Origin of the sequence: Catenuloplanes nepalensis (genome assembly GCF_030811575.1) — a bacterium.
GTDB lineage: Bacteria > Actinomycetota > Actinomycetes > Mycobacteriales > Micromonosporaceae > Catenuloplanes > Catenuloplanes nepalensis.
Map to the genome: position 1 here is coordinate 4643530 of NZ_JAUSRA010000001.1, position 15086 is coordinate 4658615.

13 protein-coding genes are annotated in these 15086 nt (G+C 72.8%); 10 read left to right on the top strand and 3 right to left on the bottom strand.

Annotation, left to right across the window (positions count from 1 at the left end):
• Positions 1-52: 52 nt before the first annotated feature.
• Both J2S43_RS20100 and J2S43_RS20105 read left to right on the top strand, forming a co-directional pair.
• The gene (locus J2S43_RS20100; protein WP_306831441.1) at positions 53-415 is read left to right on the top strand and encodes an effector-associated constant component EACC1; all 363 of its coding nucleotides are present in this window, start codon (positions 53-55) and stop codon (positions 413-415) included.
• Positions 402-2588: a caspase family protein gene (locus tag J2S43_RS20105; protein ID WP_306831443.1), complete on the top strand. Its 2187-nt coding sequence runs from the start codon at positions 402-404 to the stop codon at positions 2586-2588. The genes J2S43_RS20100 and J2S43_RS20105 overlap by 14 nt, the downstream gene beginning before the upstream one ends.
• A 1-nt stretch (position 2589) precedes the next feature.
• Here J2S43_RS20105 and J2S43_RS20110 read toward each other — a convergent pair whose 3' ends face one another.
• The gene (locus J2S43_RS20110) at positions 2590-3024 is read right to left on the bottom strand and encodes a hypothetical protein (RefSeq protein WP_306831445.1); all 435 of its coding nucleotides are present in this window, start codon (positions 3022-3024) and stop codon (positions 2590-2592) included.
• Positions 3025-3192: 168 nt separating this feature from the next.
• Here J2S43_RS20110 and J2S43_RS20115 point away from each other — a divergent pair, with 168 nt between their 5' ends.
• A complete protein-coding gene (locus tag J2S43_RS20115; RefSeq protein ID WP_306831447.1) occupies positions 3193-4413 on the top strand; it encodes a pectate lyase in 1221 nt (406 codons plus the stop codon).
• 189 nt (positions 4414-4602) lie between these two features.
• Positions 4603-5190 carry a hypothetical protein gene (locus J2S43_RS20120; RefSeq protein WP_306831448.1) on the top strand — a complete coding sequence of 196 codons (588 nt, stop codon included), beginning with the start codon at positions 4603-4605 and terminating at the stop codon, positions 5188-5190.
• 61 nt (positions 5191-5251) lie between these two features.
• On the opposite strand, the gene J2S43_RS20125 is transcribed toward J2S43_RS20120, so the two are convergent.
• Positions 5252-7657 (bottom strand): terpene synthase family protein, encoded by a 2406-nt coding sequence (locus J2S43_RS20125; protein ID WP_306831450.1) that lies wholly within the window; start codon positions 7655-7657, stop codon positions 5252-5254.
• Between the two features lie 149 nt (positions 7658-7806).
• On the opposite strand from J2S43_RS20125, the gene J2S43_RS20130 reads away from it, so the two are divergent.
• The 6 genes from J2S43_RS20130 to J2S43_RS20155 all read left to right on the top strand — a co-directional run bounded on the left by J2S43_RS20130 (position 7807) and on the right by J2S43_RS20155 (position 13889).
• Positions 7807-9558, top strand: a complete 1752-nt coding sequence (locus J2S43_RS20130; protein WP_306831452.1) for a DUF6311 domain-containing protein — start codon at positions 7807-7809, stop codon at positions 9556-9558.
• A gap of 41 nt (positions 9559-9599) precedes the next feature.
• Complete coding sequence (locus J2S43_RS20135; protein WP_306831453.1) at positions 9600-10268, top strand: response regulator transcription factor; 669 nt, start codon at positions 9600-9602, stop codon at positions 10266-10268.
• Positions 10265-11341, top strand: a complete 1077-nt coding sequence (locus tag J2S43_RS20140; RefSeq protein ID WP_306831455.1) for a sensor histidine kinase — start codon at positions 10265-10267, stop codon at positions 11339-11341. The genes J2S43_RS20135 and J2S43_RS20140 overlap by 4 nt, the downstream gene beginning before the upstream one ends.
• 99 nt (positions 11342-11440) lie before the next feature.
• On the top strand, positions 11441-12346 hold the full coding sequence (locus tag J2S43_RS20145; RefSeq protein WP_306831457.1) for a hypothetical protein: 906 nt from the start codon (positions 11441-11443) through the stop codon (positions 12344-12346).
• Positions 12347-12503: 157 nt separating this feature from the next.
• A complete protein-coding gene (locus J2S43_RS20150) occupies positions 12504-13601 on the top strand; it encodes a hypothetical protein (protein ID WP_306831459.1) in 1098 nt (365 codons plus the stop codon).
• 96 nt (positions 13602-13697) lie between these two features.
• A complete protein-coding gene (locus tag J2S43_RS20155) occupies positions 13698-13889 on the top strand; it encodes a hypothetical protein (RefSeq protein WP_306831460.1) in 192 nt (63 codons plus the stop codon).
• Positions 13890-14162: 273 nt separating this feature from the next.
• Here J2S43_RS20155 and J2S43_RS20160 read toward each other — a convergent pair whose 3' ends face one another.
• On the bottom strand, positions 14163-14819 hold the full coding sequence (locus J2S43_RS20160; protein ID WP_306831462.1) for a response regulator transcription factor: 657 nt from the start codon (positions 14817-14819) through the stop codon (positions 14163-14165).
• Positions 14820-15086: the final 267 nt, after the last annotated feature.

Sequence of the window (15086 nt, forward strand, 5' to 3'; positions counted from 1 at the left end):
CCAGTTCGCGCGCGGGCACTGAGGACCGCCGATGCCACGTACGATGATGGTCGTGACAGGACCGCTCAGGGTGTCGATCCGGGTCGATGATCAAGCTTCGCTCTACCGATGGCTGACGCTCGACCCCGACGTGCGACGACACAGCACCGTGGCACTGACCTCCGCGCCGCCGCGGGCCGGCGAGATGGGCGGCGTGCTCGACGTCATCGACGTGGTGCTCAGCAACGGCGTCGCTGTCGGCGCGCTGGTCGTCGCGGTGTCGGCCTGGCGCGAGTCCCGGCCACGGCCACCGGTGACGCGGATCGAGCGGAACGGCATCAGCATCACCATCGAGGACGCCTCGCCGGAGTCGGTCCGCCGGATCGTCGACGCGCTCACCGACCCGCCGGCGGAGAACGGCGATGACGCTCTCTGACCCGCACGCCTCGCGCGCCGTGCTGATCGGCGTCCACTCCTACACCACGTTGCCGGATCTGCCCGCGGTCGCGCGCAACCTGACCGATCTGCGCGCTGCCCTCACCGACGGCACGATCTGGGGCCTGCCCGAGGAGCATTGCCGGGTCGTCGGGCAGCCGCGCGACGCCGCGGAGATCCTCAACGCCGTGCTCGACGCGGGACGACAGGCGACGGACACGCTGGTGGTCTACTACGCCGGGCACGGCATCACCGACCCGGACAGCGATAATCTCCATCTGACACTTCCCGGCTCCGATCCGAAGCTCAGCGCGACCGCCCTCAACTTCGACTACCTCCGGCACGCGATCCGGCACCCGCAGGTCCGCGCGCCCCGCAAGGTGGTGATCCTGGACTGCTGCTACAGCGGCCGTGCCCTGGAGGGCGGCATGGGCGAGCCGGTCCGGGCGCACCAGGCGCTGACCGAGGACACGCACGTCCTGACCGCCTCGGACGCGACGAAACGGGCCTGGTCACCGCCGGGCGAACCGCACACCGCCTTCACCGGCGAGATCCTCCGCGTGCTCACCGAAGGAGTCCCCGGCGGACCGGAGCTGCTCAGCACCGACGACATCTACCGGCAGGTCTACCTGGCGCTGCAGGCGAAGGCGCGCCCGCTGCCCCAGCAGGCGAACCGCAACCGCGGCGGCGAGATCGTCATCGCCCGAAACCGCACGCTGCCCGGTGCGCCGGCGCCGGCGCCGCCCCCACCGCCGCCGCCACCCTGGCGGCGCCGGGCCCTGGCGCTCCTCCTGGCCGTCGTGGTCGCGGTGACCGCCGCCGTCACGGTGTGGCGCACGTGGACCACATCGCAGGCGGAGAACGCCGCGGTGCCGCAGACCGTGCGAGATTGCGAGGCCGCCGAGACGACACCGCCCGGCGCGACCGCCGCCTACTCCTGCCGGGACCGGGACGGCCGGCCCGCCACCGTCGCCGTCTTCCCGGACCGGGCCGCCCTCGACGGCGCCTACGACCGGACCATCGACGGCGCCGACGGCACGCGCGGCACCGGCGACTGCACGTCCGCGGAGGACGCCGAGCACCGCTACCCGGTCACCGGCGCCGCCGCGGGACGGGTGCTGTGCTTCAGCCGTGACGACCGGACGGTCGTGGCGTGGACCGACGAGGCCGCGCTCGCCTTGATCCGGATCGAAGCACCGGTGGCGGAGCTGCGCACGCTGCGGGACTCCTGGGCCGGGCACGTGGCGGAGGCGCCGCCGTTCCCGAGCGCCGCCGAGAAGAAGATGATCGACATGCCGGTGGCCACGCAGTGCGTCCGGGCGCCGGTCGGCGAACTGGACGACTTCGCGGGTGCGGTCGCGGGTGTCACCTGCGCGGGGACGGGCGCGGCCGGTGCGCAGTCGGTCAGCTACTTCCAGTTCGACTCGACGGCGAAGCTGCAGGCGACGATGACGAGCCACCTCCCCGGCGACCGGGAGCCCACCTCGGTCGGCTGCGAGGACGGTGACGCGCCGAAGTTCACCGCCGGCCGCCGCTTCAACATCCGCGGTGTCTACCTGGGCCTACTGCTCTGCCACCCGGCCACCGACGGCAACCTGGTCATCGAGTGGAGCGTCGAACCCCTGCTCATCGCGGGCCGGGCCGTCGGCAGCGAGGCGACCCCCCTGGCGGATTGGTGGCGCCTGCACCGGGGCCCGCCGGTCGGCGTGGTCGTGGACGCGGTCAACGCCCGCGACGGGTTCCCGGACGAGGCCGAGAAGGCGCTGCTCGCCCGGATCCCCGATCGCTCGAAACGGTTCTGCATGCGGCCGTCGGGTGAGTACCGCACCGAGCACGTGGGCAGCTACCCGGTCACCGCGGGCGCGGTCTGCTCCCCCGCCTCCGGGCCTCCGATCGCCTTTTATTACCAGTTCGAGGACAGGGACGATCTGACCGCCAACTTCAACCCGCCCGGCGAGGCGGACGGCGACTGCACCTCCTCCCCCACCACGGTCACCGGCGAGGCGACCTACGCACGCGGCGGCACCACCGGCTGGCTGCGATGCGAGAACCGGGACGGCGACCTGGCCCGGATCTGGACGGACGAGCGCCGGCTCGTCTACGGCCTGGCCTTCCAGGGGCGGGACGCGCGCGCCATGTCGGACTGGTGGGAGCACGACGCCGGCCCGCTCTAGATCACCCGCGGACGGAACCGCCCACCCGCAGCGTGCCCTCCCCGGTCCCGGCGCCCTGGCTCCGGCCCACCACCGCACCGTCGAAGATGGCGATGAGCTCGGCCCGCCCGTTGCGATGCCGCACCGTCAGGCTCCACTGGTGCTGCCTGCCGTCGGCCGGGACCTCGACCGCCTTGCGCCACGGCAACGACCCGGCCCGCTCGGTGCTCTCCTGGCCGTCCAGCGAGTAGACGATCGAGATGACCTCGGCGTCCCCCTCGGCGGTGAACACCAGGCTGTGCGACTCCGCCACGGCCACCGACGACGACGGCGGAGTCACCACCACGCTCGGCACCGCACTCGGCGCCCCGCTCGGCGCTGGGGCGGCGGGCTCGGCGCCGCCGCACCCGGCGAGGAGGACGGTCACCAGCACAGTCGCGTACACGTGAGGTCGCATTCCGTGACTGTATGACCCGGTTGAGCCGGCTTCAATTCCCTGTGCGGGGACGTCTCCGGCCGTGGACTTGCCTTCGGGATCGAGGTGTATCTATCCTCCAGGAATGCGCTTTCCAGTCGGAAGCGGTGTGGCGCCGGCGCACGTTGTGACCATGAAGGTGAGTCGAGGATGAAGAGATCAGCAGCCCTTCGGTGGATGACCGGGGGTGCCATCGCAGCGGTCGGCGCGGCGGTCATGCTGTCGCTGCCCCAGGCGTGGGCCGCGGACGGAAACCTGAGCCTGAGCGGCGGCGCCGACGGGTCGAGCAAGGCCGGCGGCACCAGTTTCGGCAACGTGAAGGACGGCGACGCCGGCACCTACTGGTCGCCGAGCGGCGCGACCGGCTACGTGTCGGTCAAGTGGAGCAGCGCCACCTCGGTGAGCAGCGTGGTCATCAAGCAGGCCTCCGGCGGCGGGTCGATCACCGCGTGGCGCCTGCTCAACGCGGACAGCGGCGCGGTCCTGACCAGCGGCAGCGGCAGCCCGAGCACGATCAGTTTCAGCGCGACCTCGCTGAAGAAGGTCACGCTCGACATCACCGGCGCGTCCGCGGCACCGCGGATCGCGGAGTTCGAGACGTACTCCGGTGGTACCTCGAACCCGACCACCGGGCCGACCACGGGCGGCCCGACCGGCAACCCGACGCCCACGCCGACCGGCGGCTCCGGCAACCCCGGCACGCCGACCGGCGCCTGGCCGTCGTCGCAGGGCAACGTCAGCATCTCCGGCACGGTCAGCGTCTCCGGCACGTTCGACGGCGGCATGAAGACGTACTGCTGCATCGGTGACGGCGGGCAGAGCGAGTCGCAGGACCCGATGTTCAGCATCGCCAACGGCGGCACACTGCAGAACGTCATCCTCGGCTCGCCGGCCGGGGACGGCGTGCACTGCGAGGGCACCTGCACGCTGCGCAACGTCTGGTGGAACGACATCGGCGAGGACGCCGCCACGTTCAAGGGCACGAGCGGCGGCACGTCGTACGTCATCGGTGGCGGCGCCCGGTCCGGCAGCGACAAGACCTTCCAGCACAACGGCAACGGCACCGTGAGCATCAGCGGCTTCTACCTGAAGGGCTCCGGCAAGCTCTACCGCGGCTGCGGCAACTGCACCAGCTCGTACACCCGGCACGTGAAGATCGACAACGTGCTGCTGGACGACATCGACATGGTCGCCGGCATCAACAGCAACTGGAACGACACCGCCACCATCACCCGGGTCACCGTCATCGGCTCGGCCACGGTGTGCGGCAAGTACAAGGGCGTCGCCAAGGGCAGCGAGCCGAGCTACCTCGGCGAGGGCTGGAACGACGCCAACTGCAAGGTCAACCGGAGCGACGTCACCTTCCGATAGACACCGGCACCCCCACGGCGGGGCGCTCACCGCGAGGTGGGCGCCCCGTCCGCGTGGGAATGGTCTGGCCGCGTCGCATCGCGCTCCGCCATCATGGTGGCTCATCGATTGAGCGGGGGCTACGGGATGAGCCGGCAACGGGTGTTCGGGACGTCGGGGCGGCGATGGGTTCTCGGCATCACCCTCCTGGTGGGAGTGGTGATCGCCGGGCTGATGGTGGTGGCGCTGCCGGCGGACGAGCGCACGTTCGCGTTCGTGGCGTTCGGCACGCACATGTTCATGTCCGTGGTGCTGCCGTTCCACGGCGTGCTGCTCGGGCGCGATCTGCTCGCGTCGGCCGGACGCGAGGCCGCGCCGGTGCTGGGAACGGCGGTGCTGATCGGCGTGGTCGCCGGCCTGGCCGGTGACCTGCTCGCGGTGCTGGCGCTGGCCGCGGCCGGAGGCACCTGGGCGGGCGCGGGCACGGTCCTGGTGGGCGGCGTGCTGGTGCAGGTCGTGGCCAATCTGACCGGCACCGGGCTGGGCGCGCTGATCAGGCCCGCGTGGGTCGCGTGTCTCGCCACGATCGTCGTACCGCTGGGACTGTGGGCTCTGCTCCTGCTCGTCCCGCCGCTGGGCGACTGGCTGACGCCGTTCCCGGTCGCGGGCACGCTGCTGTCCGGGGACGTGGCCGCGATCGACTGGGCACGGTGGACGGTGGTCGCGCTGGTCTGGGGCGTGGCCCTGAACGCGACGGCCGTGCGCCACGCGCGTACGCACGCGCAGCTTCCGAGGTGAGGATGACGGTCACCGGCCGGTGACCCGCGTGGATCACCGGCCGGTGACCGTCAGACCGGCCTCAATGCGACGCCGGCGTGCGCACGAACAGCCGCGCCGCGCCGGTGCCGAGCCCGGCGGGTGCGGGCAGCGTCATGGTCAGTGCCGGCGTCGCGGGCGCGGAGACGCCGCCCGCGACGGGAACGGTCGCGGGCACGGGCGCACCGCTTCCGCCGACAGCAGCCGGAGCACCGGCACCTGCGGCGGCGGGAACGCGAGCCGCGGGCGCGGTACGGCCCGGCACACCGGCCGGCCCGGGAAGCCGGGACGCCGGGCGCTCGGACGCGCCGGAGCGGGGATGACCTACCACGTTGCGCGGTGAGTGCGGCAGCTTGAGCAGGTCCGCCTCCTCGTAGCGATGCGTCCCGCGGTGCCAGGCGAGCACGCCGGCCATCCAGTCGCGCAGCTCCTGCACGTACCGCGCGATCATGGAAATTGCCTCTGGGTCGAGGTCGAAGTCCCGGTGGAGGATCGGCAGCTCGTCGCGGGCGATGCGCTCGAACTGCTGGAGCCGGGCCGCCATCAGGCCGGCCGCGACCCGCATCGCCTCGGTCGGCGTGATCTCCAGGAAGCGCTGGATGACCAGGACGCCGTTGTTCAGCTCGCCCTCGAACTCGATCTCCTTGCGGTACGAGAAGACGTCGTTGGCCAGGCAGGCGTAGTCGGCGGCGGAGTTGTCCAGGCCGCGCATGGCCCGGGTGCGGTAGATCTCCGGCGGCAGCAGCGAGCCGTGCTTGACCCGGCACAGGCTCATGGTCAGCTCGGAGCCGAACGTGCGGCGGCGCATCTCCACGTAGTCGACCGGGTCGGCCACCCGGTGCTGGAGGTGGTTCTGCAGTTCCCACAGCCAGCTGTCCAGCATGTCCGACACCGCGTGGTGGAACTGCGCGCGCTGATCGGAGTTCATCGGCCCGGCCGTGCGTGGCCACAGGTCGGCGAGCCCGGCCTCGAGCGGATGCGCGGGCACCGGCATGGCGGAACCGTCGACCGGCATGAACCGCTTGAGCCGCTCCACGTGCACCTTCGCGGCCGCGTAGTCCCGGGACCGGTTGAACACCAGTGGGAACCAGTCGTCCGCGTAGGTGCCCCAGGTCAGCCAGTACGAGGAGACGTCGAGCTGGTCCGCGGACGCGTCCCAGTTGATGTGCGCGGCGCAGAGCGGGAAGTCGAAGCCGCGCAGCAGGTCCTCGTTCCACACCGGCGGTCCCGGCACGCCCGCGACCGGGTCGAAGAACCCCATCGCGCGCGACCACGCGACCGTGTTCTCGCGGGACCGGTTCAGGTGCGGGCTGGTCCGCAGCGGGTACGGCATCAGGAAGTCCGGCATCGGCAGCTCGCCGACCGGCGCGAAGTGCGCGTGCGTGTGCTGCTTGATCCGGCCCGCGCCGATCGCCGCACCGAACCGCCGGGCCGCCGCCATGCCCAGCCCCGGCCGGGAGCCCTTGTTCATGTAGCGGCTCGATCGCAGGTGCCACTCGTGCCCGCCGGACTGCCAGTCCTGGAGACCCTTCGCGTAGCGCGCCACCGCGAGCGCCTCGGACGGCGACAGCCCGTGCTCGGCCGCGATCATCGGGACCTCGGTCAGCGCGGTGTTCTCGAACTGCTGCAGGCGCGAGGTGAGCAGGTCGTTGACCGCGTCCGCCGCGGCCTGCGGGGTGATCTCGAAGAACCGCTCGAAGACCAGCACGCAGTTGTTGACCTCGCCCTCGGACTCGGTCTCGCGCTGGTAGGAGAAGATGTCGTTGCGCAGGTGCACCGCGTCGGAGAACGTGTCCTTGAGGACGCGCAGCGGGCGGGTGGCCGCGACCAGGGCCGGGATCTCGGCCGCGACCGCGTGTTCGACCAGGTCGGCCGACCAGGGGGCGCCACCGACCTTGCGGCGCATCTCGACGTACTCGATCGGGTTCGCGGTGCGCCCGTCGGAGATGTTGGACAGCTCCCAGACGCACTCGACGAGCAGGTGTTCGGTGCTCTGCCGGAACCGCCGCTGCCAGTCGGAGGACATCGCCGGAACCGTGCGCCGCCACAGGTCGGCGAGGCCGGCCTCGATCGCGTTCGTCGGCTCGGGCATCGCGGAGAGGTCACCGATCGGCATGAACGCGGGCAGCCGGTCCAGGTAGGCCTTGGCGCCGGTCTGGTCGCGGGTCTTCTTGTACAGCTCCAGGAAGTGGTCGTCGAAGAAGAAGACCCAGACGTACCAGTCGGTGATCAGGTCCAGCTCCGGTCCGTCCGCGTCCGGGTGGGTGTAGGCACAGAGCAGCGCGTAGTCGTGGTTGTCGAAGTCGGCCTCGTCCCAGATGCCGGAGCCCTCGATCATCTCCATCTCGCGGGCCCACGCCCTGGAGTGCGTGCGGGCGCCCTCCAGGTGCGGATTCAGCCGCGCCGGGTGCGGCACGTAGAACTCGGGGAGGGTGAACGGCTGGCTCACGCTGCTTCGGCCTCTCGTCTTGCCTGCACGACGTACCCCATTTCACCGTTTTGTCCCGATTTTTGCCTCGAAAAGGCATTAAAACACTCCTCGGGGGTACGCCGTTCGCTTATCCGCGGCTTATGTGCGCGTGCGTAGGTTCGGCGGCCATGACCACAGCACTGATCGAGGCGCCGGCGCGGATCGCGGACGCCGCACCGGAGGCGGGGGCGCCGGCGCGGGCCGCCCGGTGGCCGCACCTGGTGGCGGCCGGCGTCTATCTCGCGCTCGGCCTGGTGGTGATGGGGCGGTACCTGGCGGATCCGAACGGGACGCTCACGCCGCAGGTGCCGGCCGACCACACCTGGTTCCAGTGGCTGCTCAGCCACGGCGCGCACGTGGTCCGGCACCTGGAGAACCCGCTGTTCTCGGCCGCGCAGAACGCGCCGGACGGCGTGAACATGATGGCGAACACGTCGGTGCTCGGCGTGACGATCCCGCTGGCGCCGGTCACGATGCTGTTCGGGCCGCGCGTGGCCTACGTGGTCTGGATGGTCGGCGCGTGCGCGGGCACCGCGATGACCGCCCACTGGATGCTCCAGCGATACCTGGTGCGCAGCCGGGCCGCCGCGTTCCTCGGTGGCGCGTTCGCCGGGTTCGCGCCCGGAATCGTCCACCACGCCAACGGCCAGCCGAACTTCGTCTCGAACTTCCTGATCCCGCTGATCGTGGCGGCCGTGATCCGGCTCGGCATCGACGGGCGGTGGCGGCGCGACGGGCTCGTCCTCGGCGGGCTGGTCACCTGGCAGCTCTTCATCAACGAGGAGGTGCTGCTGGTCACCGCGATCGCCGGCGCGGTCATGGCCTTCGCCTGGGCCGCGTTCCGGCCGGACGAGGCGCGGCGGCGGTGGCGGTCGTTCGGCGCGGCGCTGGGCGTGACCGCGGTGACCGCGGGTGTGCTCTGCGCGTACCCGATCTGGTTCCAGTTCCACGGCCCCGGCTCGTTCAGCGGCATGCCCGCGTTCAACACCTGGGGCGAGGACCCGGTGACCTGGGTGACGTTCGCCCGGGACACGGTCGCCGGCTCGCCCGCGGCGGAGCTCACGCAGGGGCGGACCGAGCAGAACAGCTGGTTCGGCTGGCCGCTGGTGCTGGTGCTGACCGTGATCACCACCATGCTGTGGCGGCGGACCGCGGTCGTGCGGACCGCGGCCGTGGTGACCGGCGTGGCCGCGGTGCTGTCGATCGGGCCCGCGCTGCGGTTCGGCGGCGAGCTGACCGCGATCCCCGGGCCGCAGGCGCTGCTCGGCGAGGACTTCCCGGTGCTGAACCTGGCGATGCCGAGCCGGATGACGTACGCGGTGATCGGCGCGTTCGCGGTGGTGCTGGCGCTGGCCTGGGACCGGCTGCCGGCCCGCACGGTCCGGGCCGCGATCGTGCTGGCGCTGGTGCCGCTGATCCCGCAGCCGCTGCCCGCTATGCCGGACGGCGCGCCGCCGCGGTTCATCACGTCCGGCACCTGGCGGGCGTACGTGCCCGAGGGGAAGACCATGATCACGCTGCCGCTGCCGAGCAACTGGGCCGGCCGGGACCAGCTGAGCTGGCACGCGTGGGCGCGGCACGAGTACGCGGTGCCGGAGGGCTACTTCCTCGGCCCGGACCCGGACGGCGCCGGGCACATGGGCCCCACCCACCTCAGCCGCACCACCGTGCTGGTCCACCTGACGATCGAGGCGGGCGCCGCGCCGGCCGTGAGCGCGGAGGACCGGTCGGCGGTCCGGGCCGAGGTGGCGCGGTGGAACGGCGCGGTCGTGGTGGTCCGCGACACCGCGGGCGACCGTGCGTACCGCGACCTGGCGGAGCAGCTGTTCGGCCCGGGTGAGAGCGTCGACGACGTGTGGATCTGGAAACTGGATCTCTGACATGCTGAGCATCGACGTCCGACGTGACGGGGAGTGACGACGTGCGGGTTCTGGTTGCCGACGACGAGCGCCTGCTCGCCGACACGGTCGCGCTCGGGCTGCGGCGGGAGGCGATGGCGGTGGACGTCTGCTACGACGGGGACGGCGCGCACGAGCGCCTCTCCGTGCACCGCTACGACGTGGCCGTGCTGGACCGGGACATGCCGGGCCGGACCGGGGACGATCTCTGCCGGTGGGCCGCGCGGGAACGGCCGGAGACGCGGCTGCTGCTGCTCACCGCGGCCGCCGGCGTCTACGACCGGGTGGAGGGGCTGGGACTCGGCGCGGACGACTACCTGACGAAGCCGTTCGCGTTCGCCGAGCTGGTAGCGCGGGTGCGGGCCCTGGCGAGACGTACCGCACCCGCGCTGCCTCCGGTGCTGGAACAGGACGGGATCGTGGTCGACGTGGCGTCGCGGACCGCGACCCGGGACGGCCGGCCGCTGGGGCTGACCGCGAAGGAGTTCGGGCTGCTGCACGCGCTGATGCGGGCGCGCGGGCAGACCGTCACCACGGAGGACCTACTGGAACAGGTCTGGGACGAGCACACCGACCCGTTCACGAACGTGATCCGGGTGGCGGTGATGACGCTGCGCCGCAAGCTGGGCGAGCCGGCGATCCTGCACACGGTGCCGCGTGCGGGCTACCGGATCGGCCGGACCGGCCGATGAGCATCCGGTGGCGCCTGGTGCTGGTCTGCACCGGGCTGATCCTGCTGACCGCGATCGCGTACGACAACTGGTGGCGGCTGCCGGCCGGGGCCAGCGTGCTGGACGACAACTGCCTCAACGTCTGGTACGACAACATGGAGTACCGGGACGTGGCGAACCTATGCGCCCAGGCACAGCGGTTCCTTCCGTTGCGGATGTTCTCCCCGCTGCTCGGCACCCTGGTCATCGCCGCGTTGTGCTATCCGCTGCTGGCCTACTGGGTGCTGCTGCCGCTGCGCACGATCGTCCCGGCGATCGCGCAGATGGGCCCGCAGAACCTCGGTCACCGCATCCGCGCGCCGCGCCGCCGCCGGGACGAGGTGTCCCGGCTCGGCCACGCGCTGGACACGATGATGGACCGGATCGCGGCCGGCTACGAGGGACAGCGCCGGTTCGCCGCGAACGCGTCGCACGAGCTGCGCACGCCGCTGGCGTTGCAGCGCACGCTGGTCGAGGTGGGCATGGCCGCGCCGCTCACGCCGGAGCAGTCCGCGCTGCTGGCCAGCCAGCTGCTGGCCGCGAACGCACGCAACGAGCGGCTGATCGAGGGCCTGCTGGTGCTCAGCCAGGCCGATCAAGGGCTCGCCGGGCGGAACCCGGAACGGCTGGACACGATCGTCGAGGCGGTGCTGGCGGCACACGCGGAACCGGCCGCGGAACGCGAGATCACGCTGGTGCCGTCGGTGCGGCCGCGGACCGTCCACGGCGACGCGGTACTGCTGGAACGGCTGGTCCGCAACCTGGTGCACAACGCGATCACCTACAACGTGCCGGGCGGCACCGTGCACGTGACGGTCGGCGACGAGCCCGCGCTGACCGTGGTCAACACCGGCCCGCCGGTCCCGGCCGCGGAGGTGACCCGGTTGTTCGAGCCGTTCACCCGGCTGGCCACCGACCGCATCGACCACAGTGGCGGCAGCGGGCTCGGCCTGGCCATCGCGCGGTCCGTGGTGGCCGCGCACGACGGCACGATCACGGCGCGGCCAGAACCGTCCGGCGGTCTGCGTATTACGGTCAGGTTTCCCCGCCCCTAACGGGTTGCGGCTTGAACCTTCCGCAGGGCGCCTCCGTATCTCGCATCAGGTGGACCGTGGAGGTCTGCCTGCCCGGAGACGACGAAGGAGGCGTTTCGCGTGACGAGCAGAACACGCGCGGCACGGAGACCGGCCTGGTCGCTGCGGGTCGGCGCCGCGCTCGCCGGACTGGCCGGCGGCGTCGTTCTGGCGGCCCCGCCCGCCCACGCCGAACCCGGTCAGGTCGATCTGCGCATCTCCGACGACCTGGCGACCGACAGCCAGCCCCGCCAGGCGACGTTGCGGGTGACCCGCACCGACGAGGGGTGCGTCAGCGTCCAGACGCTGCTGACCGTGCAGATGACCGGCCTGGAGCGGGACGAGATCGAGGTCGCGGTCAACGAGGACGGCGTGTGGATCCCGCTGGACACGGTGCAGCTGACCGATGACGCGGTGTCCAGCGTCCCGGTGGTGCCGGCGATCGCGCGGGTCTGCGAGAACCAGCGGATCGAGGTCCGCTACCGCGTCACGTTCTTCCAGAACGCGCCGGACGGGCGCGTCGCGTTCATCGCCGAGGCGTTCAGCCGGGACGGCGACCGGCTCGACCGCGCCGCCGAGACCCGCCAGGTGCTGCAGGGCACCGGCAACGCGCGCGCGAACGACGAAGAAGAGCCCGCAGATGAGGAAGACACCGTTGAGCCCACCCCCGATGATGAGGAAACCGCCGAAGCCGGCGCCGCGCAGGAGGACGACACCGACGCACCGGCCGCCGGGGCGTCAGACGCCGGGCCGGGAGACCAGGCGGCCGGGGTCGACCTCACCACCGCGGAGGGGCAGACCACGTTCTTCAACGGCCTCGGCCCGCTGATCATCGTGGTCGGCGTCGGCATGACCGGCGTCGGCGGCGCGCTGCTGGTCACGGTGATGCGCCGGTCCCGCGCGGATCGGCTGCCCGACGAGGACGACGACGGTTTCGCGCCGCCGGTCCGCCGGCGCGGCGCGCTGTCACCGACGCTCCGCCGCTGACCCCTGACCACGGCCGCGGGTACGCCCGCGGCCGTGAAACCTGCACCGGCCAGCCGGAATGGGGTACGACGTTCGGCCGTCATTCGCGCAGGTCGTTGTCCCGCCGTCGGGCGCGGTGCCAGACTCGGGTGCCGGAACGCTCATGCGGAGGCACCCGATGGTGGCGAGATCCCCTCAACGACAAGCGTCGGCCGGCGCGGTCCGGCCCGATGGCGGACGACCGCTGCTCTACCCGGTGCCCGCCGCCGACCTGCCCGCACCGCTGCGCGCCCGCGCCACGCCCGGCGCCCGGTTCGCCGGCGCGGTCTTCCCGCTCACGCTGCCGCCGGTCCGGCGTGGCGAGCGCTACGCCGGCGCCCGGCTCACCGTCGACCTCCGGCATCCGGACCCGGTGCGCGCGCTCGCCGTGCACGCGGACCCGGGCGAGTTCGGCCTGCCGCCGGACGGCGACGCGACCACGCCGATCGGCTGGCGGGCCCGGCACGCGATCGCCGGCCGGATCCGGCCGGCCGGCTGGGGCGCCACCGTGGACGGCGCCGGCTCGTCCCGGTTCGGCTGGCGCTTCACCGACCGCCGGACCGCGCCGGACCTGCCGCGCGAGCTGGCCGGGCACGCGCTCCTGGAGATCCCGGAAGGCGTGTCGGCGCTGCTCGGCTTCCTCTCCGTGGACGTCGACCTGACCGGCGGCGGCCGGCACCACACCGGGCCGCAGCGACCGCGGCGCTTCTCCGTGCCGGTCCCGTCCGCCCCCGCGCCCGCGCCCGCGACGCTGCTGTGGCTGGCCGCCGCGCCGGAACCGCGCGACACCGGCCGGGACGGCGTGGCGGAGGTGCTGGCCGGGATCGCACCGGACAGCGGCCTCGGTGCCCGGCACCCGCTGCCCGGGCCCGGCGGCGCCCGGTTCGCCGCGCTGCCCGCGGACACCGACGTGGCCCGGCTGGCCGCCGCGCTCGCGGCCGCCGTCACGCGCGCGCCCGACGAACGGCTCCGCGTGCGCTTCGCGCTGCACCGCACGCTGGCCGGCGGCCCCCCGGCCGAGGCCGCGCTCACCGCGCTGCTGGAGGCCGCCGCGGTGCGGTCCGCGCTGGCCGAGCACCGGGACGCCACCTTCGCGCTGGTGGTGCCGGACGCGCTGTTCCGGGACGCGATCGCGGGCGGCGACGGCCCACCGGACCCGGCCGCGTTCCGCCGGATCACCGCGGACGGCGGCGGGCACGCGTGGCTCTACCTGCGCCGCCCGGGCCTGCCGGGATGAACGCGGTGAAAAATGATCCGCTGCCGGGCTGCGTTCCGGCGCCGGTGCGGCTTGGATGGAGGGGTAGACGAGTGTCGCGGCCCTAAGGAGCTTTCGATGGTCGACCACCGGAACAACCGTGAAGAGGCGCTCCGCATCCTGGAGGAGGCGTCGGCGAACCCCGCGGGCGACCGCCTGATCGCCGAGGCGCAGGTCCGCGCCCTCCTCTCCGTCGCCGACGAGATCCGCAGCCTCCGCGAGGCCCTCGCGACCCCACCCGGCTCCCCCACCCCGCCCGCCACCGCCTGAGCCCGGGCGACGGGATCGCGGCCGCGCCCGGCGACAGCGACCGGATCGCGGCCGCGCCCGGTGACCCGGCGACGGTGACCGCAACCCGATCGCGGCTGCCGCCGCCGGGACGGTGGCCCGAGACCGCGGCCGGGGAGACCGCGCAGGGCGCATCAGTGCGCCGCGGCCATGCCCACGTCGCGGGCGCGCAGCACGGTGACCGCAACCCGATCGCGGCTGCCGCCGCCGGGACGGTGGCCCGAGACCGCGGCCGGGGAGACCGCGCAGGGCGCATCAGTGCGCCGCGGCCATGCCCACGTCGCGGGCGCGCAGCACGGCCTGCGTCCGATCGGTGACGCCGATCTTCGCGAAGACCGCGGTGAGCTGGTTGCGGATGGTCTTCTCGCTGATGGTCAGGTGCTTGGCGATCTCCGCGTTCGGCTCGCCGGTGAGCAGGTGCGACATGATCTCCCGCTCGCGCGGCGTGAGCTTGTCGAACGGGGGCGGCAGCTCGCGCGCGGTGCCGCGGTTCATGCCGCCGAGCACGGTCGCGGTGATCGACGGGCCCAGCACCACGCCGCCGTTGCCCGCGGTGCGCAGCGCGTCGATCACCACGTCCGGGTCGTCGTCCTTGACCACGAAACCGGCCGCGCCCGCGTTCAGCGCCTTGAGGACGACGTCGTGGTCGTCGGTCATGGTCAGCATCACGATCCGGGCGGCGGGCCGGGCCGCGAGGATCCGGCGGGTCGCCTCGATGCCGTCGCCGTCCGGCAGCGCGAAGTCCATCGCCACCACGTCGGCCTGACCGGCGACCGCCTCACGCACCGCGTCCGCGACGGTCGACGCCTCGAGGACCTCGGAGACCCAGCTCTCGCCCTCCAGCATGGCCCGCAGCCCACGCCTCACCACCGGGTGGTCGTCCACCACGAGCACCCGCTTCGTCTGGGCCATGCGCGCCGCCTTCGGTTTTCCGGCCTCCTCCGGCGGTTCCCCCAAGTCCCCGCCTCTGCCAAGCAGAAGACGATAGTGCGCGTGCGGCCAACATCGGAACCGGCCCCGGTGCCTGGAACCCCAAAAGATCGTTTTCCCGTACGTTCCGCAGCCCGGCGGATCGGCGCGCGACGACACCGGGGGAAGCGGCCGGCACCCCCACCAGCCGCTCCCCCACTCACTGTCGTCTTGGTTACACCCCCCGGTCTTTCTGGACCACGACGGCAC

Bases quoted from the DNA above. Each gene is read 5' to 3' on its own strand.
- J2S43_RS20105 (WP_306831443.1), top strand. From the start codon at position 402: ATGACGCTCTCTGACCCGCACGCCTCGCGCGCCGTGCTGATCGGCGTC.
- J2S43_RS20110 (WP_306831445.1), bottom strand. From the start codon at position 3,024: ATGCGACCTCACGTGTACGCGACTGTGCTGGTGACCGTCCTCCTCGCC.
- J2S43_RS20115 (WP_306831447.1), top strand. From the start codon at position 3,193: ATGAAGAGATCAGCAGCCCTTCGGTGGATGACCGGGGGTGCCATCGCA.
- J2S43_RS20130 (WP_306831452.1), top strand. From the start codon at position 7,807: ATGACCACAGCACTGATCGAGGCGCCGGCGCGGATCGCGGACGCCGCA.
- J2S43_RS20140 (WP_306831455.1), top strand. From the start codon at position 10,265: ATGAGCATCCGGTGGCGCCTGGTGCTGGTCTGCACCGGGCTGATCCTG.
- J2S43_RS20150 (WP_306831459.1), top strand. From the start codon at position 12,504: ATGGTGGCGAGATCCCCTCAACGACAAGCGTCGGCCGGCGCGGTCCGG.
- J2S43_RS20155 (WP_306831460.1), top strand. From the start codon at position 13,698: ATGGTCGACCACCGGAACAACCGTGAAGAGGCGCTCCGCATCCTGGAG.
- J2S43_RS20160 (WP_306831462.1), bottom strand. From the start codon at position 14,819: ATGGCCCAGACGAAGCGGGTGCTCGTGGTGGACGACCACCCGGTGGTG.